This is a genomic window from Kocuria sp. U4B, assembly GCF_054875615.1.
Genome location: NZ_CM142180.1, coordinates 2,404,902 through 2,430,597 on the forward strand (window position 1 = coordinate 2,404,902; position 25,696 = coordinate 2,430,597).

29 protein-coding genes and 2 pseudogenes are annotated in these 25,696 nt (G+C 74.8%); 15 read left to right on the forward strand and 16 right to left on the reverse strand.

The window, feature by feature from the left end:
- Window positions 1–2: 2 nt before the first annotated feature.
- Complete coding sequence (locus ACYSMR_RS11410) at window positions 3–629, reverse strand: lytic transglycosylase domain-containing protein (RefSeq protein WP_251334400.1); 627 nt, start codon at window positions 627–629, stop codon at window positions 3–5.
- Window positions 630–737: 108 nt separating this feature from the next.
- Complete coding sequence (locus ACYSMR_RS11415; protein ID WP_461745332.1) at window positions 738–2,555, reverse strand: BCCT family transporter; 1,818 nt, start codon at window positions 2,553–2,555, stop codon at window positions 738–740.
- Window positions 2,556–2,718: 163 nt separating this feature from the next.
- Here ACYSMR_RS11415 and ACYSMR_RS11420 point away from each other — a divergent pair, with 163 nt between their 5' ends.
- On the forward strand, window positions 2,719–3,219 hold the full coding sequence (locus tag ACYSMR_RS11420) for a DUF456 domain-containing protein (RefSeq protein WP_309125744.1): 501 nt from the start codon (window positions 2,719–2,721) through the stop codon (window positions 3,217–3,219).
- A 100-nt stretch (window positions 3,220–3,319) separates the two neighbouring features.
- On the opposite strand, the gene ACYSMR_RS11425 is transcribed toward ACYSMR_RS11420, so the two are convergent.
- The 6 genes and pseudogenes from ACYSMR_RS11425 to ACYSMR_RS11450 all read right to left on the reverse strand — a co-directional run bounded on the left by ACYSMR_RS11425 (window position 3,320) and on the right by ACYSMR_RS11450 (window position 7,438).
- Entirely contained in the window at window positions 3,320–4,687 is a 1,368-nt protein-coding gene (locus tag ACYSMR_RS11425; protein WP_251334398.1) for a molybdopterin molybdotransferase MoeA, read from the reverse strand.
- Window positions 4,687–4,998, reverse strand: a complete 312-nt coding sequence (locus tag ACYSMR_RS11430) for a DUF6457 domain-containing protein (RefSeq protein ID WP_251334397.1) — start codon at window positions 4,996–4,998, stop codon at window positions 4,687–4,689. Before ACYSMR_RS11430 ends, ACYSMR_RS11425 begins: the two co-directional genes overlap by 1 nt.
- Window positions 4,999–5,038: 40 nt before the next feature.
- Window positions 5,039–5,620, reverse strand: coding sequence for a molybdenum cofactor guanylyltransferase (gene mobA / locus ACYSMR_RS11435; protein WP_461745335.1), 582 nt, complete (start codon window positions 5,618–5,620; stop codon window positions 5,039–5,041).
- A gap of 4 nt (window positions 5,621–5,624) precedes the next feature.
- Entirely contained in the window at window positions 5,625–5,894 is a 270-nt protein-coding gene (locus ACYSMR_RS11440; protein WP_308222224.1) for a MoaD/ThiS family protein, read from the reverse strand.
- Between the two features lie 2 nt (window positions 5,895–5,896).
- Window positions 5,897–7,005: pseudogene (gene moaA, locus ACYSMR_RS11445) on the reverse strand (GTP 3',8-cyclase MoaA).
- A gap of 61 nt (window positions 7,006–7,066) precedes the next feature.
- Complete coding sequence (locus ACYSMR_RS11450; protein WP_461745337.1) at window positions 7,067–7,438, reverse strand: biopolymer transporter Tol; 372 nt, start codon at window positions 7,436–7,438, stop codon at window positions 7,067–7,069.
- A gap of 68 nt (window positions 7,439–7,506) precedes the next feature.
- Between ACYSMR_RS11450 and ACYSMR_RS11455 the strand changes: the two genes are divergently transcribed.
- Window positions 7,507–8,739, forward strand: coding sequence for a molybdopterin molybdotransferase MoeA (locus ACYSMR_RS11455; RefSeq protein ID WP_461745339.1), 1,233 nt, complete (start codon window positions 7,507–7,509; stop codon window positions 8,737–8,739).
- 161 nt (window positions 8,740–8,900) lie between these two features.
- Entirely contained in the window at window positions 8,901–10,364 is a 1,464-nt protein-coding gene (locus ACYSMR_RS11460) for an APC family permease (RefSeq protein ID WP_285860034.1), read from the forward strand.
- Window positions 10,365–10,481: 117 nt separating this feature from the next.
- Here ACYSMR_RS11460 and ACYSMR_RS11465 read toward each other — a convergent pair whose 3' ends face one another.
- Window positions 10,482–11,006: a MarR family winged helix-turn-helix transcriptional regulator gene (locus ACYSMR_RS11465; RefSeq protein ID WP_461745341.1), complete on the reverse strand. Its 525-nt coding sequence runs from the start codon at window positions 11,004–11,006 to the stop codon at window positions 10,482–10,484.
- A gap of 271 nt (window positions 11,007–11,277) precedes the next feature.
- Between ACYSMR_RS11465 and ACYSMR_RS11470 the strand changes: the two genes are divergently transcribed.
- Complete coding sequence (locus tag ACYSMR_RS11470) at window positions 11,278–11,769, forward strand: hypothetical protein (RefSeq protein WP_461745343.1); 492 nt, start codon at window positions 11,278–11,280, stop codon at window positions 11,767–11,769.
- Window positions 11,770–11,873: 104 nt separating this feature from the next.
- On the opposite strand, the gene ACYSMR_RS11475 is transcribed toward ACYSMR_RS11470, so the two are convergent.
- The 3 genes from ACYSMR_RS11475 to ACYSMR_RS11485 all read right to left on the reverse strand — a co-directional run bounded on the left by ACYSMR_RS11475 (window position 11,874) and on the right by ACYSMR_RS11485 (window position 14,919).
- On the reverse strand, window positions 11,874–12,143 hold the full coding sequence (locus ACYSMR_RS11475) for a hypothetical protein (RefSeq protein ID WP_461745345.1): 270 nt from the start codon (window positions 12,141–12,143) through the stop codon (window positions 11,874–11,876).
- 641 nt (window positions 12,144–12,784) lie between these two features.
- Complete coding sequence (locus ACYSMR_RS11480) at window positions 12,785–13,729, reverse strand: phosphoglycerate dehydrogenase (protein ID WP_461745347.1); 945 nt, start codon at window positions 13,727–13,729, stop codon at window positions 12,785–12,787.
- Between the two features lie 92 nt (window positions 13,730–13,821).
- Window positions 13,822–14,919, reverse strand: coding sequence for a tartrate dehydrogenase (locus tag ACYSMR_RS11485; RefSeq protein ID WP_461745349.1), 1,098 nt, complete (start codon window positions 14,917–14,919; stop codon window positions 13,822–13,824).
- A gap of 359 nt (window positions 14,920–15,278) precedes the next feature.
- Between ACYSMR_RS11485 and ACYSMR_RS11490 the strand changes: the two genes are divergently transcribed.
- Window positions 15,279–15,476 (forward strand): hypothetical protein, encoded by a 198-nt coding sequence (locus tag ACYSMR_RS11490; protein ID WP_251334804.1) that lies wholly within the window; start codon window positions 15,279–15,281, stop codon window positions 15,474–15,476.
- A 79-nt stretch (window positions 15,477–15,555) separates the two neighbouring features.
- A complete protein-coding gene (locus tag ACYSMR_RS11495) occupies window positions 15,556–15,939 on the forward strand; it encodes a hypothetical protein (RefSeq protein ID WP_251334803.1) in 384 nt (127 codons plus the stop codon).
- On the opposite strand, the gene ACYSMR_RS11500 is transcribed toward ACYSMR_RS11495, so the two are convergent.
- Window positions 15,936–16,754, reverse strand: coding sequence for an alpha/beta fold hydrolase (locus ACYSMR_RS11500; protein WP_309126593.1), 819 nt, complete (start codon window positions 16,752–16,754; stop codon window positions 15,936–15,938). The two genes, ACYSMR_RS11495 and ACYSMR_RS11500, sit on opposite strands and share 4 nt — an antisense overlap.
- 121 nt (window positions 16,755–16,875) lie before the next feature.
- Here ACYSMR_RS11500 and moaC point away from each other — a divergent pair, with 121 nt between their 5' ends.
- From moaC to moeB, 4 genes and pseudogenes are all read left to right on the forward strand, one after another.
- The gene (gene moaC, locus ACYSMR_RS11505) at window positions 16,876–17,373 is read left to right on the forward strand and encodes a cyclic pyranopterin monophosphate synthase MoaC (RefSeq protein ID WP_309126594.1); all 498 of its coding nucleotides are present in this window, start codon (window positions 16,876–16,878) and stop codon (window positions 17,371–17,373) included.
- Window positions 17,370–17,909: a MogA/MoaB family molybdenum cofactor biosynthesis protein gene (locus ACYSMR_RS11510; RefSeq protein WP_251334800.1), complete on the forward strand. Its 540-nt coding sequence runs from the start codon at window positions 17,370–17,372 to the stop codon at window positions 17,907–17,909. Before moaC ends, ACYSMR_RS11510 begins: the two co-directional genes overlap by 4 nt.
- Window positions 17,910–17,920: 11 nt before the next feature.
- Entirely contained in the window at window positions 17,921–18,373 is a 453-nt protein-coding gene (locus ACYSMR_RS11515; protein WP_461745352.1) for a molybdenum cofactor biosynthesis protein MoaE, read from the forward strand.
- 136 nt (window positions 18,374–18,509) lie between these two features.
- Window positions 18,510–19,699, forward strand: a pseudogene (gene moeB, locus ACYSMR_RS11520) (molybdopterin-synthase adenylyltransferase MoeB).
- Here moeB and ACYSMR_RS11525 read toward each other — a convergent pair.
- Window positions 19,693–20,475 (reverse strand): SDR family oxidoreductase, encoded by a 783-nt coding sequence (locus ACYSMR_RS11525; RefSeq protein WP_461745354.1) that lies wholly within the window; start codon window positions 20,473–20,475, stop codon window positions 19,693–19,695. The pseudogene moeB and the gene ACYSMR_RS11525 overlap by 7 nt on opposite strands.
- Before the next feature lie 76 nt (window positions 20,476–20,551).
- Window positions 20,552–20,995 carry a VOC family protein gene (locus ACYSMR_RS11530; RefSeq protein WP_309125581.1) on the reverse strand — a complete coding sequence of 148 codons (444 nt, stop codon included), beginning with the start codon at window positions 20,993–20,995 and terminating at the stop codon, window positions 20,552–20,554.
- A gap of 151 nt (window positions 20,996–21,146) precedes the next feature.
- Here ACYSMR_RS11530 and ACYSMR_RS11535 point away from each other — a divergent pair, with 151 nt between their 5' ends.
- Complete coding sequence (locus ACYSMR_RS11535; RefSeq protein ID WP_461745357.1) at window positions 21,147–22,076, forward strand: NADP-dependent oxidoreductase; 930 nt, start codon at window positions 21,147–21,149, stop codon at window positions 22,074–22,076.
- Here the strand turns inward: ACYSMR_RS11535 and ACYSMR_RS11540 are convergent.
- A complete protein-coding gene (locus tag ACYSMR_RS11540; protein ID WP_251333283.1) occupies window positions 22,073–22,720 on the reverse strand; it encodes a hypothetical protein in 648 nt (215 codons plus the stop codon). The genes ACYSMR_RS11535 and ACYSMR_RS11540 overlap by 4 nt on opposite strands.
- Window positions 22,721–22,919: 199 nt before the next feature.
- Here ACYSMR_RS11540 and ACYSMR_RS11545 point away from each other — a divergent pair, with 199 nt between their 5' ends.
- The 4 genes from ACYSMR_RS11545 to ACYSMR_RS11560 all read left to right on the forward strand — a co-directional run bounded on the left by ACYSMR_RS11545 (window position 22,920) and on the right by ACYSMR_RS11560 (window position 25,672).
- Window positions 22,920–23,717 (forward strand): SDR family oxidoreductase, encoded by a 798-nt coding sequence (locus tag ACYSMR_RS11545; RefSeq protein ID WP_251333282.1) that lies wholly within the window; start codon window positions 22,920–22,922, stop codon window positions 23,715–23,717.
- Window positions 23,702–23,977 carry a glutaredoxin-like protein NrdH gene (gene nrdH, locus ACYSMR_RS11550; RefSeq protein ID WP_309125583.1) on the forward strand — a complete coding sequence of 92 codons (276 nt, stop codon included), beginning with the start codon at window positions 23,702–23,704 and terminating at the stop codon, window positions 23,975–23,977. Before ACYSMR_RS11545 ends, nrdH begins: the two co-directional genes overlap by 16 nt.
- 204 nt (window positions 23,978–24,181) lie before the next feature.
- Window positions 24,182–25,306 carry a glutamate--cysteine ligase gene (locus ACYSMR_RS11555; RefSeq protein ID WP_461745360.1) on the forward strand — a complete coding sequence of 375 codons (1,125 nt, stop codon included), beginning with the start codon at window positions 24,182–24,184 and terminating at the stop codon, window positions 25,304–25,306.
- A 96-nt stretch (window positions 25,307–25,402) separates the two neighbouring features.
- Window positions 25,403–25,672, forward strand: coding sequence for an ACT domain-containing protein (locus ACYSMR_RS11560; protein WP_251333279.1), 270 nt, complete (start codon window positions 25,403–25,405; stop codon window positions 25,670–25,672).
- Window positions 25,673–25,696 lie beyond the last annotated feature (24 nt).

Genomic DNA, 25,696 nt, shown 5'->3' on the forward strand with positions numbered 1-25,696 from the left:
CCTCAGCCCGCGCCCTGGCCGGCGGGCGTCGTGGCGTACGTGGTGGCGGCCAGCTCCCGGATCTGCGCCACGTAGAGGCGGGTCTCGGCGATCGGCGGGATGCCCCCGTGCCGCAGCACCACGGTGGGCCCGGCGTTGTAGGCGGCGAGCACGAGGTCGATCTCCTCGCGGGGGGAGGCGGGATCCAGGGAGGCCACCATCCGCCGCAGGTCCTTGAGGTACAGCCCCTGGGCGCGGATGGCGTCGTGCGGGTCGAAGGGGTCGCCGCGGCCGTACTCCCGCCACGTGTCCGGCATGAACTGCGCGAGCCCCTGCGCCCCGGCCGGACTGACGGCCCGCGGGTTCCACCGGCTCTCGACGTCGAGCTGGGCCGCCACGACCGCGGGCGGCAGGCCGCACAGCTCCGCGGCCGCCAGGACGTCGTCGGCCCACGGCTCGGGCACGGGCGCGGTCCAGGGCGTCCCCTCCCCGCCGGAGGGACTCCCGCAGCAGCGGGGCGCGTTCGAGAGCACCAGCCCGACCGTGCCCACGAGCAGCAGCACGACGGACGCCAGGAGCAGCCACGAGGGGCCCGTGGCGGGGCGCTCCTCGGCCTCCGGGCACGCCGGGGGGACATGGATGGTGGCCATCCCGCCCAGGCTAGGGACGACAGGGGCTGCCGGTCTGCCGTCTCTTGGGGGGACAGACGCGCCGTGCCCGGAGGACGGGCACGGCGCGCCGGGCGGTCGAGGCGGCCGTCAGGCGGGCGAGGAGCTCCCCGCGCGCAGCCCCGGCCCTGCGTCAGGTGCCTCGCCGGGGGCCTCGCCGGGATCCACCGCGGCGGGGGTCGTCACGAGCGCGAAGTCCTCGCCCTCGTGCCGCTCCACGGCCGCCTCCACCGAGTCCTCCAGCAGCGAGGCGGCGAGCTCACCGCGCAGGACCAGCGGGTCGGCCGCGAGGTCCTTGTACAGCGCCACGCACAGCACGAGCATGACCACGACGAACGGCAGGGCCGAGACGATGGTGATGTTCTTCAGGCCCGTCAGGGCCTCGGCGCCGTCCTCCCCGCCGGCCAGCAGCATCGCGGCGGCCACGCCGCCCGTGAGCACTCCCCAGAACACGACGGACTTCTTGGAGGGCTCCTCGGCGCCGTTCTCGGAGAGGCTACCCATCACGATCGAGGCCGAGTCGGCGCCGGTGACGAAGAAGATGGCCACGAGCACGATCGCGAGCACGACCAGCGCGCCGCCGACCAGGGCCGGCACCGGAAGGGCGCCGAGAAGCCCGAACAGGGCCAGGTCGAAGTCGAGGTCCGGGGCGCCGTCGACCATGCGCGTCAGCATCCCGGCCTCGTCCCCGGCTGCCTCGGCGCGCTCCTGCAGACCGATCGCGCCGCCGCCGAAGACGGAGAACCAGATCAGCGAGACGACCGAGGGGACCAGCAGGACCCCGCCCACGAACTCGCGGATGGTCCGGCCGCGGGAGATGCGGGCGATGAACAGGCCGACGAACGGCGTCCAGGAGATCCACCAGGCCCAGTAGAAGACGGTCCACGAGGACATCCACGCGGCGACCGACTCGTCACCGGAGGCCGCGGTGCGGGAGGCCATGACGGGCAGCTCGCCCACGAAGTTGCCGACCGCGGAGGGGATGACGTCGAGGATGAACAGGGTGGGGCCGCCGACGAACACGACGACGGCGAGGACCACGGCCAGGACCATGTTGATGTTGGACAGCGCCTGGATGCCGCGCTCGACCCCCGAGATCGCCGAGGCCACGAAGCAGGCGGTCAGGACGGCAATGACGAGCACGAGCGTCCAGCGGCCGGCGGTCCCCACCAGGCCGGTGGACTCGAGGCCGCCGCCGATCTGCAGCGCCCCCAGGCCCAGGGACGCCGCCGAGCCGAACAGGGTGGCCAGGATCGCGAGCACGTTGATGACCTTGCCCCCGATCCCGTTGACCACGCGCGGGCCGAACAGCGAGGTGAACATGGAGGAGAACAGCTGGCTGCGGCCCAGCCGGTACGTCCCGTAGGCCATGGCCAGGCCCACGAGCGCGTACATCGCCCACGGGTACAGGGTCCAGTGGAACAGGGTGGTGCCCATGGCCGTCTGCATGGCCTCGGGCGTCCGGCCCTCGACCGTGCCCGGCGGCGGGGACATGTAGAAGAACAGGGGCTCGCCCACCCCGTAGAACATCAGGCCGATGCCCATGCCGGTCGCGAACATCATGGCGACCCAGGAGGTGGTGCGGAACTGAGGGCGTTCGCCGTCGCGGCCCAGGGGGATGCGGCCGAACCGGCTCAGGGCGATCCAGATGATGTAGACGGTGAAGACGGTGGCGGCGACCACGAACAGCCAGCCGGTGCTGGTCATCACCCACTCGAGGGCGCCCGCGGCCACGGCGCCCAGGGAGGAGGGGCTCGCGAAGCCCCAGGCCACGAAGGCCAGGGCGATCAGCCCGCTCGCGGCGAACACGGTCTTGTCAAGGCCCTGCGGCCGTCGGAGGCGCTGCCGGATGCGCTGGGCGCGCATCGAGGCGAGGAGCCGTTGTTTCGTGTCGGTGGATCTGGTCATGAAGGGAGACCTCGTCAGGGTGCATGGGTGGGGGATCAACTGGTGGGAGTCTGCAACGGTGCGATGTGGTTCGGGGGCACGCTCGTGCGCCGGGGATCCGGGCAAAAGCCCGACTACTCTACCAGGGCCCGTCCGTCCGGGCCGGTGCCCCTACGATGAGGACGTGACTGAGGAGATCCTCGCGACCGTCGTCGCCGCCGTCCTGCTCGCCGTCGGGTGCTTCGGCGTGATCGTGCCGGTGCTGCCCGGGTCGGTCCTCGTGGTCGTGGGCCTGCTCGTCTGGGCGTTCACCGTCCGGGCGGTCGAGGGCTGGGTGGTGCTCGGCCTCGGCTCCGCCCTGGCCCTCGCCGGCATGGCCGCGAGCGCGGTGCTCACGGGCACCCGACTCAAGCGGCGGCAGATCCCCAACAGGTCCCTGGTCCTCGCCGCGGCCGGCGCCGTGGTGGGGCTGTTCGTGATCCCCGTGGTGGGCGTCTTCGTGGGCTTCTTCGTGGGGCTGCTGCTGAGCGAGACCGCGCGCCAGCGGGACCTGCGCAGCGCGTTCGACTCCAGCTGGGCGGCGCTCAGGGCCGCGGGCCTGGGGATCGTGGTGGAGTTCGCGTGCGCCCTGGCCGCCTCCACCGTCTTCGTCGTGGGCGCCCTCGTCCTGTTCAGCACGGCCTGAACGGGCGGCCCGGGCAGGCCCCGGCGCCGCCGCCCGCTGCGCCTGAGGGGCCCGGACGCACCGCGTCCGGGCCCCCGGCGCCGCGGGTGGTTGGTGCGGCTCAGCGCCAGGGCAGCGGGACCACCTCGACGTCCTGGCCCGCCGCCGCGCCGCCGGGCGGGACCACGAGGATCACGTCGGCGTGCGCCAGGCCGCGGAGCATGTTCGAGCCCACCCGGTCCCGCGGGGAGACCGTGCCGTCGTGCAGGTAGCCGGGCACCAGGGCGGTGACCTTCTGCCCGGGGAGGTCCTCGGCCGCGGGGACGGTGTGCGTGGGCGGCACCGGGTTGCCGTGCAGCCGGGCGAGCAGCGGCTCGGCGACCGTGAACGTGCTGACCATCGCGGCCAGCGGATTGCCGGGCAGCCCGACGACGAACGGCCCGTCCTCCGGCAGCCGCGCCAGGAACGTGGGGTGGCCGGGGCGCTGGGCGAGCCCGTCCAGCAGGAACACGGCGCCGAGCTCCACGAGGGCGGCCCGGACGTGGTCGGCGTGCGAGTGCCCGGTGCCGCCGGTGGTGATCACGACCTCGCAGCGGGCGTCGAGCACCGAGCCCATGCCCGAGGGGGCCTCGGTGAGGGCCGCGAGCATGGCCTTGGCCGTGTCCTCGACGCGGCGGACCTGGTCCACGGACCCGCCGAGCATCTCCACGAACGTGGGCAGCTGGGGGCCGAACGCGTCGCGGACCTGGCCGGGCTCGGGGATCCCGTCCTCGACGACCTCGCTGCCGGTGAGCAGCAGGGTCACGCGGGGCCGGCGGCGGACCGGGAGCATGTCGTGGCCGCAGACCGCCGCGAAGGCGATGTGCGCGGGGTTGAGCACGGCCGGGGCGTGCAGGATGACGTCCCCGGCGGCGACCTCCTCGCCGGTGCGCCGGATGTTCTGGCCGTACGGGATGTCCTCGGCCGAGGGGGCGTGGGCGGCGATGGTGAGCACGGTCCCCTCCGCGGACAGGTCCGCGTACTCGTCCCGCAGCACCGCCCGGGCGCCCGCGGGCACCAGCCCGCCGGTGACGATGCGGGTGGCCTGCCCCGGCTCCAGGTTGAGCACCGGCCGGTAGAGCTCCTTGGGCGGGATGGTCAGCATCTTGCGGGGGTCGGTCTCCACGGGCTGGGGGAACACCACGGTCCACGGCTGGGGCCCGGCCACGGCGTAGCCGTCCATGGCGGAGGAGGCGTAGTGCGGCACCGGGATCGGCGAGGTGACGTCCTCGGCCAGGACCTCGCCCAGGGCCTCCCGCAGCGGCAGCCAGTGGCTGGGCAGCGGTTCCGCGGCGTCGTAGGCGAACTGCCGCGCCCGGTGCCACTCGGCGTCGTGCAGGGCCTCGACCGGCTCGGGCTCGGGGGCGGGGGTGTCGCGGTCGTCCACCACGACGGGCAGCGCGTGGGTGTACGGGCTGTTGGAGTCGGGGGGCGGGGGCAGTCCGGGCATCAGTTCTCCTCGGTGTCGTGGCGCTCGGTGGTGGCGCGGTCCGTGGGCACGAGTCCGGCCACGGTGCGCAGGGCTCGGCGCAGGGCGCCCTGCTGGTCCTCGCCGGCGGCGACGGCGCGGCCGACGTGGAAACCCATGAGGTAGGCGGTGGGCGGGACGGCCGGGCGCACGGTGCGGTGCGCGACCCTCCCCGTGAGGCCCAGCATCTGGTCCATCGGGAACTCGGCGTCCGGGACGTCCAGGGCCGCGCGCACCGCCGCGATCCACTGCTCCAGGGTCTCGTTCTCGGCCGGGCTCAGGTCCTTGGGCATGCCGTGCTCCTCCCGGGCGGTCGGGACCGCCCGTTCGTGGTCAGGTCAGGTGGTGCCTCCGCACATCGTCCCACGTGTCGACGTCCGCGGTGGCGTCCCCCGGCACGGTGACGTCGCCCAGGGGCAGGTCGCCGACCACGGAGAACACCGACCGGCCGGTCAGGTCCCGGCCCGCGCAGGCGCCCCGCAGCACCTCGCTGCGGTAGAGCGCGGCCAGGGGCTGGCGGCGCCCGTCGGGGGAGACGGCGAGGAACCCCGCCGTCCCCGGCTGCGCCCGCGCTGCCTCGCGCAGGCGGGCGACGGCGGCCTGCACCCCGGGCATGTCGCACGCCAGCGTCATCGTCCAGGCCGCCGCCGGGAGCGCCTCGAGGGCGCGCAGGCCCGCGGCGATGCCGGCGGCGGGACCCGCGAACGGCGGGTCCTCCCGGGTGCGCAGCACCCCTTCCGGGAGCACGAGCTCCGGGGGGCCCACGACCACGACGCCCGCCGCCTCCCGGACCGCCTCCACGGTGAGCTCCACGAGGGTCCGGCCCTCGTGCCGCAGCGCGGCCTTGGGGTGTCCGCCGAGCCGGGCGGAGCGCCCGCCCGCGAGGATCACGGCGTGGAAGCTCGGCGTGCTCACGGGCTCAGCCGCCGGAGAAGGGGGGCAGGACGTCGAGGGTCGCGGCGGCCGGGACGCGGGTGTCCGGGTCGGGGCAGGCCACCCCGTCGAGCAGGAAGCTGGAGCGGGCCAGGACCTGCCCCAGCGGCGGCTGCCCCACCGGCGGGGTGCGGTGGCGGGCGGCCAGGCAGGCCTCGACCTCCCGGCGGGCCACGGCCCCCGGCCCCAGGTCCAGGACCTCCGCCTCGGTCCCGGCCGCGGCCCGGGCGGCGGCGAAGTAGCGGATCAGCACCACGCTCAGCCCCCGATCGCGCTCATCGAACGCTCCGGCTGCACATAGCCGGGCGAGCCCAGCCCGGGCCGGTCCATCCCGTGGGCGGCCGGCTTGGCCCACATCGCCGCCCGCCACCGATCGGCCACCTCCGCCTCGCTCGCCCCGGCCCGCAGCGGCCCCAGCAGGTCGACCTCCTCGTGGGAGAACAGGCAGGAGCGCACCCGCCCCTCGGCGGTGATCCGGGTCCGGGTGCACTGGTCGCAGAAGGGCTCGGTCACCGAGGCGATGATCCCCACCGTGCCCAGCGCGGCGTCCCCCCGGCCTCACCGGTGGCGGTGGGCAGGGGGTGGACCTCCCACAGCTGGGCCGGGGCCCCGGCCCGCGGGCCCGGGTGGGCCACCAGCCGGAACCGCTGCCCCAGCCGGTGGCGGATCTCGGCGGCGGTGACCAGGTGCTCGCGGGTCCAGCCGTGGTCGGCGTCCAGGGGCATCTGCTCGATGAACCGCAGCGCGAACCCGCGCCCCAGCGCCCAGCCCAGCAGCTCGGGGGCCTCGTGGTCGTTGACCCCGCGCATGAGCACCGCGTTGATCTTCACCGGGACCAGCCCGGCCGCCGCCGCGGCCTCCGCCCCCGCCAGGACCTCGGCGAGCCGGTCCCGGCGGGCCAGGGCGGCGAAGGTGTCCGCGTCCAGGCTGTCGAGGGAGATGTTGATCCGCCCCAGCCCCGCCGCCGCCAGGCCCGCGGCCCGGGTGGTGAGCCCGATCCCGTTGGTGGTCAGCGAGATCGGCAGCCCCGGATGGGCGGTGGCCACCGCGGCGACGATCTCCTCCAGGTCCGGGCGCACCAGCGGCTCGCCCCCGGTCAGGCGCAGCTCGGTGACCCCCAGCAGGTCCACGGCGATGCCCACGATCCGGGTGATCTCCGCCGGGGACATCAGCTGGGCCGCCGGCAGCCAGGGCAGCCCGGCGGCGGGCATGCAGTAGGTGCAGCGCAGGTTGCACTTGTCGATCACCGACAGCCGCAGGTCCGTGGCCCGGCGCCCATGCCGGTCCACCAGTCCCGCCGCGCGCCCAGCACCACTGGGCACCAGCTCGGCACCACGGACCTGCGGAATGCCCAGGGAAACGCTCATCTCACAGCCTCGGGGTCTCGGCCGGCGCACCGGGAGGGTGTGCCGGGCTCGTCCGACCAGTCTAGTCAGCGTCCGGCATGCGGAGAACGGCGGCCGCCGGGCCTCCGGCGTCGCCGGGCGGCGCCGCCGCGTCGAGCCGTTCCAGGGCGTCCGTCCAGCGGGCCCGGCGCTGCTCGGGGGTCTGCTCCCACCAGGGCGTCCCCCGCTCGCCGAGACCCGTCTTCGCCAGCTGCACCCGGTCCCGCACGGCCCGCAGCTCGGCCTCCGTGCCGCTCCGCCGGACCGTGCGCACCGCGGAGCGGGCCCGGCCCAGGTGCGACTTCAGCCGGGCCTCGACCTGCTGCGGCAGCTCGGGGTCCTGACGGCGCCACCGGCGGCCGTCCACCACGATCCAGCGGCCGTCGTCGGTGAGCTCCACCTCGCGTCGTGCCATGCGCCGATTCTGCCAGGGCCGGGCCCGTCCTGGCTCCGGGCCTCCCGCCCTCCGCCTACGCTGGGGGGATGAGCAGGCACGCGCACCCCCCGGCCCGCGGCGTCGAGGCCCACCGCCGGGCCGTGACCGACGCCCTCCGGGACCTGCGCCCGCCCGTGCAGCGCGTCCCGCTGCGTCAGGCGCTCGGCCGGGTCCTGGCCCTGGACGTGGTGGCGCCCCTGAGCCTGCAGCCCTTCGACAACGCGCAGATGGACGGCTTCGCGATCCGCGCCGCCGACAGCCGCCGGCCCGCCGGGGAGGACGGGACGGTGCCGTTCGTCGTCGCCGCCCCCGTGCCCGCCGGGCACGTCCCGCAGCCCCTCGCCCCGGGGCAGGCGGCCCCGATCATGACCGGCGCGCCGCTGCCGCCGGACGCGGACGCCGTGGTCCCGGTGGAGGAGGCGCTGCCCCGCGGGTTCCCGGCCCCGGGCGCGGCCGTGCGGCTCCCCGGTGCGCAGCCGGCCGGGCGGTTCGTGCGCCGCGCCGGGGAGGACATCGAGACGGGGGAGCGGGCCCTGCGCGCGGGACAGCGGCTGACCCCCGCCCGGATCGGGCTGGCGGCGGCCCTCGGGCTGGCCGAGCTGCCGGTGCGGGCCCGGCCGCGCGCGGTGGTCTACACGACCGGCGACGAGGTGGTGGCCCCCGGCGCCCAGCGCGGCCCCGCCCAGATCTACGACGCCAACGCGGCGATCCTGTCCGCCCAGCTCGCGGAGGCCGGTGTCGAGGTGGCCGGCGCCCACCTGGTGCCCGACGACGCCGGGGCCTTCTCCGAGCGGCTCGCCGCCGACGCCGCGCACGCCCCGGACCTCTTCGTGTCCTCCGGCGGGGTCAGCGAGGGCGCCTACGAGGTGATCCGCCAGGTGCTGGCGTCCCGCGGCGAGTTCGTGCACGTCGCGATGCAGCCGGGCGGCCCGCAGGGCCTGGCGGTCGCGCACGGGGTGCCGTTCGTGTGCCTGCCGGGCAACCCCGTCAGCACCCTCGTGTCCTTCGAGATGTTCCTGCGCCCGGCCCTGACCGCGGTGCTCGGCGCCCCGGCCCCCCGGCCGCGCCTGACCGCGCCGCTCGCGGAGGCCGTGCGGCCCCTGCCCGGCAGGACGCAGGTGCGCCGCGCCGTGTGGGACGGCACCGCGGTGGCCCTGGCCGGCGGGCCCGGATCGCACCTGCTGGCGGCGGCCGCCCGCGCCAACGCCCTCGCCGTGCTCCCGCCGGGCGACGCCGAGCTGCCGGCCGGGACCCCGGTCGAGATCCTCCTGCTGGACTGAGCCGTGGTCCGCGGAGACGAACGGTGGCCCTTGCCGTAGCATCCGTTCATCTGGGGGAACTGTCCTTCCGAGGCAGGTGGGGGCGGACGGTTCCGGATGACCCGCCGGGCCCGTCTGCCCGGCGGGACTGCACCGCGTCGAACACATGGAGGAGCCGGCTGATGAGCGACATCGACCACGGGGGCCCGGCACCGGCCGCCCCGGACCGTGACGAGCACGGGTTCAAGAAGGTCCTCGGCCGGCTCGACGCCATCGCCCTGGGCTTCGGGGCCATGATCGGGTTCGGCTGGGTGATCCTCACCGGGGACTGGCTCGCCGAGGCCGGCACCATGGGGGCGGTTCTGGCCCTGCTGACCGGGGGACTGATCATGGCCGTGGTGGGCCTGGTCTACGGGGAGCTCGTGGCGGCCATGCCCTACGCCGGCGGGGAGCACAACTACCTCATGCGCGGCATGGGTGCCCGCTGGGCGTTCCTCGGCTCCTGGGCGATCACCGGTGGCTACATCACCATCGTGGCCTTCGAGGCCGTCGCGGTGCCGCGCACGATCCAGTACATCTTCCCGGGCCTGAGCCAGATCCCGCTGTGGACCGTCGCCGGGTTCGAGGTCCACCTCACCTGGGCGCTGGTCGGGGCCCTGTCGGCGGTGGTGATCACCGGGATCAACATCCGCGGGGTCAAGCACGCCTCGGTGGCCCAAATCTTCGTCATCCTCTTCCTGCTCATCGTGGGCCTGATGATGATCTTCGGCGCCTTCGCCCGCGGCTCGGCTACCAACATGGAACCGTTCTTCGCCACCGGATCCACCGGGTTCTTCCTGGTGCTGGTGACCGTGCCGTTCCTGTTCGTCGGTTTCGACGTCATTCCCCAGGTCTCCGAGGAGATGCACCTGCCGGCCAAGCAGCTGGGCGGGACCATCATCACGTCGGTGCTGATGGCCGCCGCCTGGTACGTGATGGTCGTGCTCACCACCTCGTCGGTGATGTCCGTGGCCGACCTGGCGGGCGCGGACATCGCCGTCGCCGACGCCATGGGCGCCGCGTTCGACAGCACCCTGGTGGCCAACCTGCTCATCGCCGGAGGTCTCGCCGGGATCCTCACGTCCTGGAACTCCCTGCTGATGGGCGCCTCCCGGCTGCTGTGGGCGCTGGGGAACTCCCGGATGGTTCCGGCCTGGTTCGGCCGGATGCACCCGAAGTACGGCACCCCGTCCAACGCCCTGCTGTTCGTGGGCGCCATCTCCTTCGTGGCCCCGTTCTTCGGGGCACAGATGCTGGGCTGGCTGGTGGACTCCGGCTCCCCGTCGATCGTCATCGCCTACGCCCTGGTCTCGGTCGTCTTCGTGCTGCTGCGCCGGCGCGAGCCGGAGATGGACCGGCCGTTCCGCATCGGTGGGCGCGGCCGCGGGGGCCTGGTGATCGGCGTGCTCTCCGTGGTGCTGTGCCTGGGACTGATCAGTCTGTATCTGCCCGGGATGCCCGCCTTCCTCAGCGGCCCGGCCTGGACGATCTTCGGGCTGTGGTGGCTGCTGGGCCTGGTGTTCCTCGTGCGCATCCCCAGAGGCATCCGCCCCGGAGCCGACGCCGAGCACCGACTCGTGGCCGAGGTCGAACGACGCCGCGGATGAACGAGCGGGCCGACCGTCCCCCCCGGGGACGGAGAGGCAACGTCGGGCCGTTCGCCGCTCGGCCGTCGGGGACGGAGCGCGCTGCCGGGGTGGATCGGTGAACTTCCCGGTTCCTGCTCAGGGGTGAGTGGGGCCGGTGGTGGGCGGGGCGTCGATGGCCTCCAGCGCCTCGGTCATGGCGGAGAAGAAACCGGTGACGGTGGCGGCCTGGTCGGGGGTGAGGCCGGCGGCGACGTCGATCATCCGCTGGTAGGCGGACTCCAGGAAGGCGTGGAGCCGGGCCCCGTGCTCGGGGGTGGGGACGAGCACCAGGGCGCGCCGGTCGGTGGGGTGGGGGCGGCGGGCGATGTGCCCGCTCTTGGTCAGCCGGTCCAGCAGCGTGGTGGTGGAGGCCGAGGAGATGCCCAGTTTCCGGGCGAGCTCCCCCGGGCCCAGCGGCTGGCCGGCGCGCTCGGCCTCGAGCAACAGGCGCAGGGCCACCGCGTCCTTCTCGCTCATCCCCAAGGCCTGCCGGGCTCGTTGACGTACTGCCGCTTCGGCGCTCTGGTAGGTGCGCAGCGCCTGCAGAACCTCCACCGCGGCGGGATCGGTGTGCTCACGACCGTTCCAGTATCCGGGGGTCTGCTCGGGCTGTGGGTTCATGGCCCCATCGTACGGCTGGCTTGTATTACGGGATTTTAATAATTCGTCTTTTTAGGTACATTGAGGCCGTTGTGAGTGCCCGGCATCACAGGCCCCCACCGACAGGGCCGGGCGTGGACCGTGAACGAGGAAAGGGCTGGAGATGACCGTGGTGTGCCCCGAGGTGTGGACGATGTGGACCGGCCCTACGCCGCCCGACTCGATGGCTGTCCGCCCCGGGACGCTCCGCCCCGACGTGGCGCCGGACCGGTTGGTGCACTGCGGGCGGCCGATGGCACTTCGTGGACTGGACTGCGACCAGGACTGCACCCGCCGCAACGACGCCGTGCTCGAGGCCGCCGTGAACGGTGCCCGTCTCTATGCCTGCGACTGCGGCTTCCTGCTGGAGGCTTCCGCGCAGGAGGGCCAGCAGATGCTGGCCGAGGCGGAGGAGGTGCCGCTGTTCCAGCCCCTGTTCGCCCGCCGGGTGCTCGCCGCCGCCGGGCGGGTCGAGTCCGCCCAGTGGGGGCTGGACCAGGCCGAGGCCCTCGCCGGCCCCGCCGCAGCCCGGGACGGCGATGGAGACGCGGAGGTGGAGGCGGCGTGCTGGGCCCTGGACCAGACCACCGCCTCGCTGGGCGCCGAGCTGGCCCTGGCCGCCCGCCACGGGATGAGTCGCCAGGCCCTGGCCGAGGCCGCCGGGGTGCCGGTCGAGGAGGTCGCCGCCCTGCTGGAGAACACCCGCCCCGAGGGGCGGCCGGTCGCCTCCGTCGTGGCCGCCTGAACGCCCGGCGCCCGGTGGTGGTGGCGCGCAGGGCCTCGAGCAGGACCCGCCACTCGGCGGTGTACGGGAAGAGGACCACCTCGGACTTCCCGCCGGCGGGACGGTCATCGGCCTCGCCGAGGGTGGCGTGCTCGGCCCCGAGGGATGTCGGCGAAGACGAGGCTGTCGATCGTCTGCCGGATGCCGTCGATGTGCTGGATGCGGAAGGGCCGGAACTTCGCGATGGTCCGCACCGCCGGGACCATCTCCTTCCAGGCTCCTTCGTTGCCCTTCTCCGTGTCGACGGCCACCTCCGGGGTCAGCCCGAAGCCGATGTAGGAGTGGGCGTAGACGGTCTGGGCCCCGTTGCCGGTGGAGAGGTGGAGCAGGTCCATGGCCCGCACACGGCCCTCGGCGATGACCCCCGTCGCCGCTGACCGAGACCACCGGGGCACTGGGTGTCGCGGCCGCCTCAGGGTCAGGTCCACGGCGTGCCCGGTGTGCTCGGTGGGCAGCAGCCGGATCTCCGGGGTGCAGGGCAGATCCTCGGTCGGCTGGGCGCGGAAGTCGTGGGCGCTGCGGCGCGGCCGCTCCTGCCGGTGGCCCCGTCGGTGGGAATGACCGGCTGCCCAGCACCAGCTCGGTGATCCCGTCGAGCAGCCCACCCCGGGTCGTCGCGTAGCGGTGCAGGCCCATGGGACCCCGGCCCAGTTCGCTGCCCGGCCGGCGCATGGACAGGGCCTCCACGCCTTCGGTGTCCACCGGGGCCAGGGCTGCGGTGAGTACGACCTCCCGGCTCGGCCGCGGCCGGCGGGTCCTGGGCTGCGCACCCGGTGCCCCGCCCTCGAGGGGACCGGGGTCGGGGTCTTCGGCGGGGGAGGACAGGGTGGTCGGAACCCTGCGGTGAGCCGGTGCTGCTGTGCCCGTGGTCTGTGCTCCTCGTCTGTGCTCCTCGTCTGCGGTGTGGAACCGCGAAGGAGCGGCTGCCCCCGGCTCTGTCGTCGGGCGCCGCCCGGCGCCCCTGCCGGTCGGGCGGTCATCGGTCCACGGGGTGGGCCGGTTCCCGTCCGTCGAGCACGTCGATGACGGCGTGGGCGGCGGCCAGGCCGGCCCGGGCCCGGGCTTCGACGGTCTGCCCGGCCAGGTGCGAGGTGACGAGCACGTTGTCCATGCCGCGCAGAGGGCTGTGCTCCGACAGCGGTTCGTGGTCGAGGACGTCGAGGGCGGCAGCGGCGATGGTCCCCTCGCGCAGGGCCTCGGCCAGGGCGTGCTCGTCGACGAGCGAGCCGCGGGCGGTGTTGACGAGCACGGCGGTGGGCTTCATGGCGTGCAGCCGTGCCGTGTCGATCAGCGGCGGCCGGGCGGGATCGGCCCGGGCGTGCAGGGACAGGCAGTCCGCCTGCGCCAGGACGGCGTCGAGGTCGGTGAAGCGCACGAAGTCGTCCTCGGGGTCGGGGTGGGTGGTGCTGGCCAGCACGGTCATGCCCAGGGCGGCGCCGATCCGCGCCACGGCGCGGCCGCTGGGACCGTAGCCCACGATCCCCAGGACGGCCCCGTGGAGCTCACGGCCGGGCTCCCGCGGCCAGGCGCCGTGCCGTACCGCGTGGGTCACGCTCGCGAGGTGGCGGGCCGTCATGATCATCAGGCCGACGGCCATCTCGGCCACGGAGTGGTGGTTGGTCCCGGGGGCGTTGCACACGCGGATGCCCCGGGCGGCAGCGGCGGCGACGTCGACGGAGTCGTAGCCGACGCCGCTGCGCGCCAATACCTTCAGCCGGTCGGCCCCGGTGAGCATCTCGGCGGTGACCGGTTCGGCGGCGAGGATCGCGCCGTCGACGCCCTCGAACAGGGCCTGGCGCTCGGCCGGGGCCCGAGGCCCCGTGTAGGGGCAGTGGACGGGCTCGTGGCCGTGGTCGCGCAGCAGCCGGTCGACGTCGTCGCCGGGAACGAGGTAGTCGGTGGTGATCAGGATGCGCGCCACGGCAGGGTGTCCTCTCGACGGGTGTTCCGACCTACCGCGCCGGCCCGGGCGGCATCCCGGGCCGGCGCGGAGAAGTCCGGGAGGGACGCCGCTCAGGCGGTGGTGAGGGAGGTGGCCAGGGCCTCGATGATGGCCTCGGTGATCTCGTTGGTGTCGGCGGTGCCGCCGATGTCGCGGGTGAGGTGCCCGGCGGCGGTGGTGGCCTCGATCGCGGCCTCCAGGCGGCGGGCCTCGGTGTGGAGGCCGAAGTGGTCGAGCATCAGCGCCGCGCTGGCGATCGCCCCGATCGGGTTGGCGATCCCCTGCCCGGCGATGTCGGGGGCCGAGCCGTGGACGGGCTCGAACATCGAGGGGAAGCGCCGCTCCGGGTTGAGGTTCGCGCTGGCGGCCAGCCCCAGGCTGCCGGCCATCGCCGAGCCGAGGTCGGAGAGGATGTCGGCGTTGAGGTTGGAGGCCACCACCACCGACAGCTCCTCCGGGCGCAGGATGAACTTCGCGCTCATCGCATCCACCAGCACGGACTCCGTGGCCACGTCCGGGTAGTCGGTGGCGACCCGGGCGAAGACCTCGTCCCACAGCACCATGCCGTACTGCTGGGCGTTGGACTTGGTGACGCTGGAGACCTTCTTCACCTGCCGGGTCCGGGCGAGGTCGAAGGCGAAGCGGATGATGCGCTCACAGCCCTTCTCGGTGAACAGGGAGGACTGGATCGCGACCTCGTTGCCGGGACCGCGGCCGGAGAGGTTGCGCCCGCCGAGCCCGGCGTACTCGCCCTCGCTGTTCTCCCGCACCACCACCCAGTCCAGCTCGGTGTCCTCGGCCGTGCGCAGCGGGGAGACCACCCCGGGGAGGAAGCGCACCGGGCGGATGTTGGCCCACTGGTCGAAGTTCTGGGTGATGGTCAGCCGCAGCCCCCACAGGGACACGTGGTCGGGGACGTTCTCCCACCCGACGGCGCCGAAGTAGATCGCGTCGAAGCCCTTGAGCTCCTCCAGCCCGTCGGGGGCCATCATCACCCCGTGCTCGGCGTAGTACTCGCTGCCCCAGGGGAACTCGGTCCACTCGAAGGAGAACGCCCCGCCCGACTGCCCGGCCAGGGCGTCCAGGACGGTGCGGCCGGCGGCGACGACCTCCTTGCCCACCCCGTCGGCGGGGATCGAGGCGATCGTGAAGACCTGGTGCTCAGCCATCGTGGTGCTCTCCTTGTCGAGTGCTCTTAGGTGTCGCCCGCAGCACAGCGCGGTGTCAGGTACCAGTAGAGCCCCCGGACATGCCCAGGGTCCAAGACCGGTTTTCCATCCCGCACATAGGAACGCCCTATGGCAGGCGGGGACGCTCCGCTGCGTGCCGGGCGGCGATCTCCGGGAAGGCCCGGGCGGCCTCCGGGTCCCGGGCGTGGTGGGACCCGACGTCGTGTGGTGGGTCCGTCCCGACGACGGAAGGACCTCCGGCGATCAGATCCCGCCCCGGCCCTCCAGTTCCCCGGGTGCTGCCCGGGCGGGTCCGGTGAGGAACACTGGGAGCACCAGTCCCGCTCCAGGAGGCCGTCATGAACCCGCGCAAGCTCGGTACGGGAGCCGCCGCCGTCGGCGCCGTGCTCATGGTCCTCGCCGTCCTCGTCGGCCTGCTCGGCAGCGGGGGGATGGCGCAGTGGCCGGCCTGGGTGCTCACCGCGTTCTTCATCGGCCTGGCGGCCCTGCTGTTCGGGGCGGTGGTCGCCCTGGCGAACCGCAACCTGCGGCGCTGACGGGTCCTCCGGGCCGGTCCTGCCCGCTGGCTAGACTGGCCGGGTCCTTCCTCCAGCACGCCGTACAGAACAGGCCTCCATGAAGTCCCTGCCCGCACCACTGCTCCTCGCCGCGACCGCCGTCATCCAGGCGCTGGGCCGGTACGAGTACCACCAGAACGGGATCACCGTGGTGGGCCAGATGCTCTTCCCGATCTTCTTCGCGGTCCTGGCGATCTTCCTCGCCCGCCGCGGCCGGCCGGGCGCCTTCGGCGCGGCCCACCTGGTGCTCGGCGTGGCCGGGGCCGTCCTGTTCGTGCTCAGCCTGGTGGGCCGCAGCGCCACCGTCCCGGAGCTCTACCCCTCCGTCTGGGTGTACTACACGGCCTTCGCGCTGCTGGCCGTCGAGGCGGCCCTGCGCATCGCGGGCACCCCGGGGCGGAGCCACGAGGACACCGCCGCGGGAGGTCCGGACCCGGCCTAGCGGGCCGTGCGCTCGAGCAGCAGCCGGGCCAGCTCCGCGGGCCGCGTCTCCGGGAGCCAGTGCCCGGCGTCCAGCTCGACGAACCGGTAGGGGCCGGTGACGTGCTCCTCGGTCAGCTCCGCGGCCCGCCGGCCCAGGGCGCCGTCCCGGTTGCCCCACGCGTAGGTCGTGGGCACGGCGACCGTCCCGGTGCGCGAGCGGGACAGGGGCAGGGCCCGGTACCAGTTCAGTGCCGCGGTGAGCGCGCCCGGTTCCCGCATCCGGGCAGCGTAGCGGGCGGCCTCCGCGCCGGGCAGCCCCGAGCGGCGCAGCAGCGGCTCCAGGCGCGGGGCGAGCAGCGCCTCGGGCAGCCGGGGCAGCTGGAACAGGCCCACGTAGGCAGAGCGCAGCGCCTGCGGCGAGCTCAGCAGCGACCGGGACAGCGCCTGCGGATGAGGCACCGAGGCGACCGTCAGCGACGCCACCCGCCGCGGGTGCTGCGCGGCGAGGGTCCAGCCCACGATCCCGCCCCAGTCGTGGCCCACGACGTGCGCCCGGTCCAGGGCCGCGGCGTCGAGCAGGGCGACGACGTCCGCGACCAGCAGCTCGGTCCGGTAGGCGGAGCGGCCCTCCGGCCGGGCGCCGGGCGCGTAGCCGCGCTGGTCGGGCACGAGGGTGCGCAGCCCGGCCGCGTGCAGGTCCGGGAGCACCCGCTCCCAGCTCGTGCCGTCCTGCGGGAAGCCGTGCAGCAGCACCACGGGGAACCCGTCCGTGGGACCCCCGTCGCGCACGTCGAACTCGAGGCCGTCGGTCCGGAAGCGGAGCACTCGGTACATGCGCCCAGCCTAGGCCGACCGAGAGGGACGCGGCCGTGCGGGTGCGGAACCGCGCAGGGCAGCGGTGGGTCAGAATGGGAGGAGCACATCCGCCGCAGCAGCCGAGAGGGATCCCACCGACATGACCGAGCAGCAGCAGGGTCTCACGCACGTCCGGGCGGACGGGTCCGCGCACATGGTGGACGTCTCGGAGAAGCCCGTCACCACCCGCGAGGCCACGGCCACGGCGACGCTGGGCACCCGCCCCGACGTCGTCGAGCAGGTCTTCGCCGCCGACCTCCCCAAGGGGGACGCCCTGCCGGTGGCACGCGTGGCCGGGATCATGGCCGCGAAGAGGACTCCCGAGCTCGTCCCGCTGTGCCACCCCCTGCCGATCAGCAAGGTCGTCGTGGACTTCGAGCGGCTGGCCGACGGCGTGCGGATCACGGCGACCGTGCGGACCCGCGGCGTGACCGGGGTGGAGATGGAGGCCCTGACCGCGGCGTCGGTGGCCGCGCTGACGCTCTACGACATGATCAAGGCCGTGGACAAGCACGCCGTGATCGGGCAGGTCATGGTCCTGGAGAAGTCCGGCGGGAAGTCGGGGGACTGGGCCCGCCCGGGCGGGGACGCGGCGTGAGGACGGCCGCCGTCATCGTCGCCTCGACCCGCGCCGCCGCCGGGGTCTACCAGGACCGGAGCGGGCGGATCGCCGTCGACTGGTTCGGCTCCCACGGCTTCGCGGTCGAGGGCCCGTTCGTCGTGGCCGACGGCGAGGACGTCCGCGCCCAGCTCGAGCGCCTGCTCGTGGAGCGCCCCCCGGAGGAGCGCCCCAGCGTCATCGTGACCAGCGGCGGGACCGGTCTCGCCCCGGACGACCTGACCCCGGAGGTCACCCGCCCCTACCTGGACCGGGAGCTTCCGGGCATCATGGAGGCACTGTGGGCCGAGGGCCGCAGGACCACGCCGCTGGCCGTGCTCAGCCGCGGGCACGCGGGGGTCAGCGGCCACACCTTCGTCGTCAACCTGCCCGGCTCCACGGGCGGGGTCTGGGACGGGCTGAAGGTGCTCGAGCCGCTGCTCGACCACGTCTGCGACCAGCTCGAGGGCCACCGCGACCGCGGCCACGAAGACCCCGGGCGCCCCGGCCCGCACTCCGATCCCCGACTGCGCTAGGAGACCGATCGATGAGCATGTCCGGGCCTGTTGAGGCTGAGACGGTGGTGGTGGGCGCGTTCGTCACGGGTGAGCCGCTGGATCATGCCCGGGCGGTGGCGGCGGTGCAGGAGGCGCGCACCGGGGCGGTGGTGTCCTTCAGCGGGGTGATCCGCGACCACGACGGCGGGCGCGGTGTCACCAGCCTGGACTACACCTGCCATCCCAGCGCCGGGGAGGTGATCCAGGCGGTGGCCCAGGCGGTGGCCGAGCAGTTCCCCGGGGTGCGGATCTGGGCCGCCCACCGGGTGGGGCACCTGCAGATCGGGGACTCGGCCCTGGAGGCGGCCGTGGCCGCCGCCCACCGCCAGCTCGCCTTCGCCGCCTGCGCGGCGCTGGTGGACCGGATCAAGGCCGAGGTCCCGATCTGGAAGGAGCAGCGCTTCACCGACGGCTCCACCGAGTGGGTCGGGCTGGACGCCTGAGCACCGTGGACCCGCACCCCCTCGCCCCGTCCCCGGTGGGCCCGCCCCCGGCGACCCCGTCCCCGGCGACCCCGTCCCCGGTCGCCCCGTCCCCGGTCGCCCCGTCCCCGGTCGCCCCGTCCCCGGGGGGCTGCCCGTGGGGTTGCCTGCGCTGGTGGAGCCGGGCCCGGGACTCACCGACGCGGAGCTGCGCCGCTACGCCCGCCACCTGAGCGTGCCCGAGATCGGGGAGGTGGGCCAGCGCCGGCTGAAGAACGCCCGGGTGCTGTGCGTGGGCGCCGGCGGGCTGGGCTCCCCAGCACTGCTCTACCTGGCCGCCGCCGGGGTCGGGACCCTCGGGATCGTCGACGACGACGTGGTGGAGGTCTCCAACCTCCAGCGCCAGGTGGCGCACGGGCACACCACCGTGGGGGCGGCCAAGACGGCCTCGGCCGCGGAACGGATCGGGGACCTCAACCCGCTGGTGGGCGTGGTCGAGCACCCCCAGCGGCTCACGGCCGCCACCGCCGCCGGGGTGCTGGCCGGTTACGACCTGGTCCTCGACGGCACCGACAACTTCGCCGCCCGCTACCTGGTCTCGGATGCGTGCGCGCTGGCCGGGATCCCGCACGTGTGGGGCTCGATCCTGCGCTTCGACGGGCAGTACTCGGTGTTCTGGGCCGCGCACGGGCCCACCTACCGCGATCTCTACCCGGTGGCCCCGGCCCCGGGGGCGGTGCCCAGCTGCGCGGAGGCCGGGGTGCTGGGGGTGCTGCCCGGGATCGTGGGCACGGCCATGGCCGTGGAGGCGATCAAGCTGATCACCGGGATCGGCACCACCATGCTCGGGCGGGTCGCCACCTACGACGCCCTCTCGGCGCGGTGGTGGGAGATCCCGCTGGCCCCCACCCCCGGGCGCCCGGCGGTCCCCGCCCACACCGGCGCCCACGCCGGCGAGGACGGGCCCACCGGCACGGTGCCGGGTGCGGCGGCGGGTGCTTCCGCCGGGGACGCGCCCACGGTCACCGCCCGGCAGCTGGCCGCGATGCTGGCCGCCCGGGGCCGGGGGAGGCCGACTTCGAGCTGCTCGACGTGCGCGAGCCCTACGAGGCCCGGCTGGCGGCGATCCCCGGGGCGCGGCTGGTCCCGCTGGGCGAGCTGGAGTCCGGGGCGGGGCTGGCCGGGCTGGACCCGGCCCGGCCCACCGTGGTGCACTGCAAGGCCGGAACCCGCTCCGAGACCGCCCTGCGGCTGCTCACCGGCCACGGCCACCGCGACGTCACCCACCTGCAGGGCGGGATCCTCGCCTGGATCGACCAGGTCGACCCCGACCAGCAACCCTACTGACCCGCCCCCGCCGAGCCGACGCGGGCCATCTCGTCCTGCAGCCACTGCTCCAGCGTCACGTCGTCCCTGCGGACCGATCCCCGCGGCAGGAGCCCGCCGTGCCGCAGGATGGGCAGGGGCTGCGGCAGGGGGACGACCACGGTGCCCGGCGCGAGGGCGGCCGCGACCCGGCGGCAGGCCTCGGCCATGTCCATGGCCTGCGGCCCGGCCAGCTGGACCCGGTCCAGCGGGCCGGCCTCGACGACGTCGCACAGGAACCGCGCCGCGGAGACGGCGGCCACCGGCTGGACGGGCATCCTCGGCACCCCCGCGACCCGGCCGATCCGCAACTGGTCCAGCAGCTGCCGCGTGAGCTCGAACCACTGGGTCGTGGCGGCCACCGTCACGGGCAGGCCCGAGGCCGCGTAGGCGGCGGCCTGCGCGGCCTTGCCCGCGTAGTAGCCCACGGCCCGGGACACCGCGGGGTCGCCCGCGTTGACGATCGACAGGCACACGACGTGGCCCACCTGCGCCTCCCGGGCGGCCGCGGCGACGTTGCGGGCCGAGGCGGTGAAGAAGTCGACCGCCGGGCGCCGGCGCAGGGCCGGGCGGTTGAGGCAGTCGACGACCGTGTCGGCGCCCTCGAGGGCCGCACGCAGCCCCGTGCCGGCACAGGCGTCGACGCCGGTGCTGCGGGCTGCCCCGGTCACCTCGTGGCCGCGGGAGCGCAGCTGCTCCGTCACGCGGCGGCCCATCGTGCCGGTGGCGCCCAGGGCGACGACTCGTCGTGCGGCCATGCCCATCTCCTCCTCGTCCGGTCGCGGTGCTCCCACGGGTCCCGCCGGAACCCGGGTGCGGGGCCCCGCGCCCGGGTCAGCGTCCGGGTCCGGTCGTCGGGGCGGCGGCCGAGCGCGGCGCCGGGCGGTCCGGCGTCGTCGCCGGCTCCACCCACAGGATCTCCCACAGGTGGCCGTCCGGGTCCCGGAACGAGCGCGAGCGCAGGAACCCGTAGTCCTGGGCGTCGACCTCGGTGGCCCCGGCGGCGAGGGCCTTGTCGACGATGGCGTCGACCTGCTCGGGGCGGTCCACGCCGAGGGCGTTGACCACGGAGGAGCCGGCCCCGCTGCCGGGGCGCTCCGGGCCCACGAGGTGGTGGTGGCGGTCCTCGCTGAGGACCATGACGTGGACGGTGTCGCTGATCAGGACGGCGCCGGCGTCGCTGAACACCGGGTGGAGGGACCAGCCGAGACCGGTGTAGAACCGCTTGGACCGCTCCAGGTCGGAGACGGGAAGCGTGATGAAGGCGGTCGTCGTCATGGCAGGTCCCTCGTGGTGCGGTCGGGCTCGCCCCCAGGATGGTCCGCCCGGCAGTGCTGGTGCAACGATGTGACGCGCCCCACTTGTGCGTGTCGGAGCGGCGGCGGGACGGGGCCGGAATGCGGTGGCCGCCGGCCCGGTTGGAACGGACATGCTGGTCATGGGAGTCGAGGAGTTCGGAGGACCGGAGGTCCTCACCGTCCACGAGGTGCCGGACCCGCACCCGGGTCCGGGGGAGGTGCGGATCCGGGTCAGGGCGGCGGCCGTGAGCCCCACGGACACGATGCTGCGCGCCGGCCGTCAGCCGATGGGCGGGCTGCGGCCGCCGTACGTCCCCGGCATGGACGCCGCCGGCATCGTCGACGAGGCCGGCCAGGGCAGCGTCTGGCACCCCGGCGACGCCGTCATGGCGATCGCCCTGCCCCGCGGGGAGCGCGGTGGGGCCTACGCCGAGTACCTGGTGGCCCCCGACGACTCGATCGCCCGCATCCCCGCCGGCGCGGACTTCGCCGCCGCCGCCACCCTGCCGATGAACGGGCTGACCGCCCTGCAGATCCTCGAGGTCCTGGACCTGCAGCCCGAGCAGGTCCTGGCCGTGACGGGCGCGGCCGGCGTGCTCGGCAACTACGTGGTGGAGCTCGCCAAGCACCAGGGCCTGACCGTCGTGGCCGACGCCGCGGAGGGGGACCTCGAGCTCGTCGACAGCCTCGGGGCCGACCACGTGGTCGCCCGCGGGGACGACGTCGCCGAGCGGATCCGCGAGTTCTTCCCCCACGGGGTGGACGCGGTCGTGGACGCCGCCGTGCTCGACGAGAAGGCGGCCCCGGCCGTGCGGGACGGCGGGGGCTTCGCGACCGTGCGGCACTGGATGGGCGATCCCGGCCGCGGCATCACGGTCCACCGGATCAGCGTGCCCCGGGAGTACCACTCCGGGGACAAGCTCGACCTGCTGCGCCGGTACGTCGAGGACGGGGTCCTCACCCTGCGGGTGGCCGGCGTGCACCCGGCGGCGGAGGCGGCCGAGGTCCACCGCCGGCTCGAGGCCGGCGGTGTGCGGGGCCGCCTGGTCCTGGAGTTCTAGCTCGTCAGCCCGGCCCGGTGGTCGGCGGCGACCTGGTCCACCCGCCGGTGGAAGCGCATCCCGGCGATGCCGCCGAGCACCGCGCCGAGCAGGGGGATCAGCACGGCGGCGACCAGGGCGACGAGGCCCCCGGTGGTCAGCCGCCCCTCGCCGATCGGGATCCGCGGGAAGCTGTTGAGGTCCCGCAGGACGTTGAACCGGTCACCGGCCACCGCGGCCACGAGCGCCAGGACGAGCGCGATGACGATCGCCCACAGCCACACGGCGATGCCCTGCTTCACGCCGTCGAAGCGGGCCATGCGCCCGGCCACGTAGCCCCCGCAGAAGTAGGCCAGGAACAGGACCAGGGCCAGCACGATCCCGCTGACGACCCCCACGGTGGGCGCGTCCTGGGCCACCTGCTCGGCGATCTGCCCGGTGTCGGTGGTCGTGGCCACCCCCAGCCCGGCGCCCACGGCACCCAGCAGGGCCGTGAGCAGCACCGCCATGCCGGTGGCCGTCAGCCAGCCGAAGAACGCCGAGCCGGGCTTCATGCCCCCGAACTGCTGCTTCTCCGCCGCGACGAGCTCGTGGCGCCGCGCCTTGGGGGTGCTCGCGCCGGAGCGGTCCCACGAGCTGTTGTCCGACGGGTGCTGCTGGCTCATGACTGCCTCCTCGACAGCGCGGTGCTCACCAGGATCCTCCCCTTCCGGGCGCGCCGCAATGCTCCGCCGGCGTCACCTCCCGGTCCCCCCGCCCCTGAGCCGCGGATCCTGTGCCTCGGGCCGCGACCGGACGTAGGCTGATGATCCCGGGCCGTGCCCGCCGCCGGGCCGGTCCCTCCGACGACAGGAAGGCACGACCATGGACTTCACCCCTCGAACGGCCATCGTGACGGGCTCGGACTCCGGCATCGGGCGCGCGACGGCGGTCGCCCTCGCCGCGGCCGGCATGGACGTGGGCATCACGTGGCACCAGGACGAGGCCGGAGCCCAGCAGACGGCGGAGGAGGTGCGCACCTACGACCGCACGGCCGTGGTCGCGCGGCTGGACACCACGGACCTGGAGGGGGCGGGCGCCGTCGTCGACTCCCTCGCCGAGCAGCTCGGCGGGCTCGACGTGTTCGTCGCCAACTCCGGGACGGGGGCGAACGTCCCGTTCCTGGACACCCCCCTGCAGACCTGGCGCAAGGTCCTCGCCACGGACCTCGACGGCGCGTTCGTGTGCCTCCAGGCCGCCGCCCGGCACATGGTGGCCGCGGGCCGGGGCGGGCGGCTCATCGCCGTCACGAGCGTCCACGAGCACCTGCCGCGCGTGGGCTCGAGCGCCTACGACGCCGCCAAGCACGGGCTCGGCGGACTGGTGAAGACGATCGCGCTGGAGCTCGGCGAGCACGGGATCACCGCGAACTCCGTGGCCCCGGGCGAGATCGCCACCCCCATGACGGGGCAGGAGGACGAGAACCCGCGGCGCACACGGCGTCCCGGCGTCCCGCTGGGCCGACCCGGGGACGCCCGTGAGATCGCCTCGGTCATCGCGTTCCTCGCCTCCCCGGCCTCCGCGTACGTCACCGGTGCGTCCTGGGTGGTCGACGGCGGCATGGTGCAGATGGGCCCGCAGGCCGGCTCCCACCTCACGAGCGACGAGTGGCGGAAGGGCTAGCACCCACCGGCCCGGCAGGGGCCGCGGCGGTCACGGTCTACACCAAGCCGGCGTGCGTGCAGTGCGGAGCGACGGTCCGGGCGCTCGAGCGCAGGGGCATCGCGTTCCGCCTGGTCGACGTGACGGCCGACGACGGCGCCCTCGCCCACGTCCGGGAGCTGGGCCACCAGCAGGTCCCGGTGGTGGAGACCGCCACGGAGCACTGGTCCGGCTACCGCCCCGACCGGATCCTCGGCCTGGCCCGCGCCCGCGGACGGTGACGCACGGGCTCCGGTCCCCGTGCCCCGGTCCCGGGGTTCTTCGTCCGGCGTGCCCCGGCTGTTCAGGCCGCGGTCATCTCGGCAGGGCACCCTGGGGGCGGGTGACCGGAGCGGGGGCGGCGTGCCGGCGTGCGGGGCGGCGGTGATATCGTTCTCTGCGCATGTCGGTAAGACTGCTTAGCAAACGCGTGGGAAAGAGGTTCGGTGCGGACGTTCGGGGTCGAGGAAGAGCTGCTGCTGGTGGACGCGGTGACGCTCGATCCGCTGCCGGCGGGGGAGTGGGCCGTGGACCTGCACGAGCAGGCCGGCGAGTCCCCGGCGGGAGGCCACCGCGTCGCCTCCGAGCTGCAGCAGGAGCAGCTGGAGATCATCGGCCCGCCGCGCACCACCCTCGCCGAGCAGCTCGAGACCATCCGGCAGGGCCGCGCGCTGGCCGACGTCGTCGCCGCCCGGGTCGGCGGCCGCGCCGTCGCCCTGCCGACCGCCCCCTCGACGGCGCCGCCGCACGTGGTGCCCGCGCCGCGCTGCCTGCAGCTCGTCGACCGGTTCGGGCTCACGGCCCGGGAGCAGCTCACCAACGGCTTCCACGTGCACGTGGCCGTGGAGTCCCGGGAGGAGGGCGTCGCCGTCCTCGACCGGATCCGGGTGTGGCTGCCCGCCCTGCTCGCGCTCAGCAGCAACTCGCCCTTCTGGCAGGGCGCCGACTCCGGCTACAGCAGCTACCGCTACCAGGCGTGGAGCCGGTGGCCCTCGGCCGGGCCCAACGACGTCCTCGGCTCGGCCGAGGCCTACGACCGCTACGTGGAGGAGCTGCTGGCCTCGGGCGTGCCGCTGGACGCCGCCCAGCTCTACTTCGACGCCCGGCTCTCCCGCAACCACCCCACCGTGGAGGTGCGGGTCGCCGACGTGTGCCTGCGCGCCGAGCACGCCGCCGTGCTCGCCGCCCTGGTCCGGGCGCTGGTCGAGACGGCCGCGCGCGAGTGGCGTGCCGGGGTGCCGCCGCTGCCCGTGCGGACCACGCTGCTGCGCGCCTGGATGTGGGAGGCCAGCCGCTCGGGCGTCGAGGGGCAGCTGGTCAGCCCGCGCACCGGTACCCCCGTGCCGGCCGGGGACGTCGTCACCGAGCTGCTCGAGCTGGTGCGCCCGGTGCTCGCCGAGTACGGGGAGGAGCCGGCGGTCGAGGCCGTGCTCACCGACGTCCTGCGCGACGGCTCCGGCGCCCGGCGCCAGCGCGAGGCCCACCGGCGCGGCGGCGACCTCCGCGCCGTGCTGGCCGACGCCCTCGAGCAGACCCGCGCCGGCGCGGGCCAGGGGGCCGGTGCGGCCTGAGGCGGCCGCCGTCGACGGGGGTCCCACGGGAGCCGGGGACCCCGGCCCGGGCTTAGAGTAGGGACCGACCCCGCCGACCGTCCGAGGAGCCCTGCCATGCGCGCCATCATGACCGTGACCGGTCTCGACCACGTCGGGATCTTCGCCGCCGTCACCACCAAGCTCGCCCAGCTGGGCGTCAACATCCTCGACGTCTCCCAGACGCTCATGGACGAGTACTTCACCGCGATCCTGCTGTGCGACCTCAGCCGCTCCGAGCACAGCATCCAGCAGGTGCGGGAGGCGATGCGGGAGGTCGAGCAGCAGGAGCGGCTGAGCATCCAGCTGCAGTCGGAGGAGATCTTCAAGGCCATGCACACCATCTGACCGGACGCCGCCCGCTCGTTCCCG

Bases quoted from the DNA above. Each gene is read 5' to 3' on its own strand.
- ACYSMR_RS11500 (WP_309126593.1), bottom strand. From the start codon at position 16,754: ATGTACCGAGTGCTCCGCTTCCGGACCGACGGCCTCGAGTTCGACGTG.
- ACYSMR_RS11545 (WP_251333282.1), top strand. From the start codon at position 22,920: ATGGACTTCACCCCTCGAACGGCCATCGTGACGGGCTCGGACTCCGGC.
- ACYSMR_RS11515 (WP_461745352.1), top strand. From the start codon at position 17,921: ATGAGCATGTCCGGGCCTGTTGAGGCTGAGACGGTGGTGGTGGGCGCG.
- ACYSMR_RS11410 (WP_251334400.1), bottom strand. From the start codon at position 629: ATGGCCACCATCCATGTCCCCCCGGCGTGCCCGGAGGCCGAGGAGCGC.
- ACYSMR_RS11525 (WP_461745354.1), bottom strand. From the start codon at position 20,475: ATGGCCGCACGACGAGTCGTCGCCCTGGGCGCCACCGGCACGATGGGC.
- ACYSMR_RS11560 (WP_251333279.1), top strand. From the start codon at position 25,403: ATGCGCGCCATCATGACCGTGACCGGTCTCGACCACGTCGGGATCTTC.
- ACYSMR_RS11485 (WP_461745349.1), bottom strand. From the start codon at position 14,919: ATGGCTGAGCACCAGGTCTTCACGATCGCCTCGATCCCCGCCGACGGG.
- moaC (WP_309126594.1), top strand. From the start codon at position 16,876: ATGACCGAGCAGCAGCAGGGTCTCACGCACGTCCGGGCGGACGGGTCC.
- ACYSMR_RS11415 (WP_461745332.1), bottom strand. From the start codon at position 2,555: ATGACCAGATCCACCGACACGAAACAACGGCTCCTCGCCTCGATGCGC.
- ACYSMR_RS11540 (WP_251333283.1), bottom strand. From the start codon at position 22,720: ATGAGCCAGCAGCACCCGTCGGACAACAGCTCGTGGGACCGCTCCGGC.
- ACYSMR_RS11490 (WP_251334804.1), top strand. From the start codon at position 15,279: ATGAACCCGCGCAAGCTCGGTACGGGAGCCGCCGCCGTCGGCGCCGTG.
- ACYSMR_RS11425 (WP_251334398.1), bottom strand. From the start codon at position 4,687: ATGCCCGGACTGCCCCCGCCCCCCGACTCCAACAGCCCGTACACCCAC.
- ACYSMR_RS11450 (WP_461745337.1), bottom strand. From the start codon at position 7,438: ATGGCACGACGCGAGGTGGAGCTCACCGACGACGGCCGCTGGATCGTG.
- ACYSMR_RS11530 (WP_309125581.1), bottom strand. From the start codon at position 20,995: ATGACGACGACCGCCTTCATCACGCTTCCCGTCTCCGACCTGGAGCGG.
- ACYSMR_RS11470 (WP_461745343.1), top strand. From the start codon at position 11,278: ATGGCACTTCGTGGACTGGACTGCGACCAGGACTGCACCCGCCGCAAC.
- ACYSMR_RS11475 (WP_461745345.1), bottom strand. From the start codon at position 12,143: ATGGACCTGCTCCACCTCTCCACCGGCAACGGGGCCCAGACCGTCTAC.
- ACYSMR_RS11460 (WP_285860034.1), top strand. From the start codon at position 8,901: ATGAGCGACATCGACCACGGGGGCCCGGCACCGGCCGCCCCGGACCGT.
- ACYSMR_RS11465 (WP_461745341.1), bottom strand. From the start codon at position 11,006: ATGAACCCACAGCCCGAGCAGACCCCCGGATACTGGAACGGTCGTGAG.
- ACYSMR_RS11455 (WP_461745339.1), top strand. From the start codon at position 7,507: ATGAGCAGGCACGCGCACCCCCCGGCCCGCGGCGTCGAGGCCCACCGC.
- ACYSMR_RS11430 (WP_251334397.1), bottom strand. From the start codon at position 4,998: ATGCCCAAGGACCTGAGCCCGGCCGAGAACGAGACCCTGGAGCAGTGG.
- ACYSMR_RS11535 (WP_461745357.1), top strand. From the start codon at position 21,147: ATGCTGGTCATGGGAGTCGAGGAGTTCGGAGGACCGGAGGTCCTCACC.
- ACYSMR_RS11495 (WP_251334803.1), top strand. From the start codon at position 15,556: ATGAAGTCCCTGCCCGCACCACTGCTCCTCGCCGCGACCGCCGTCATC.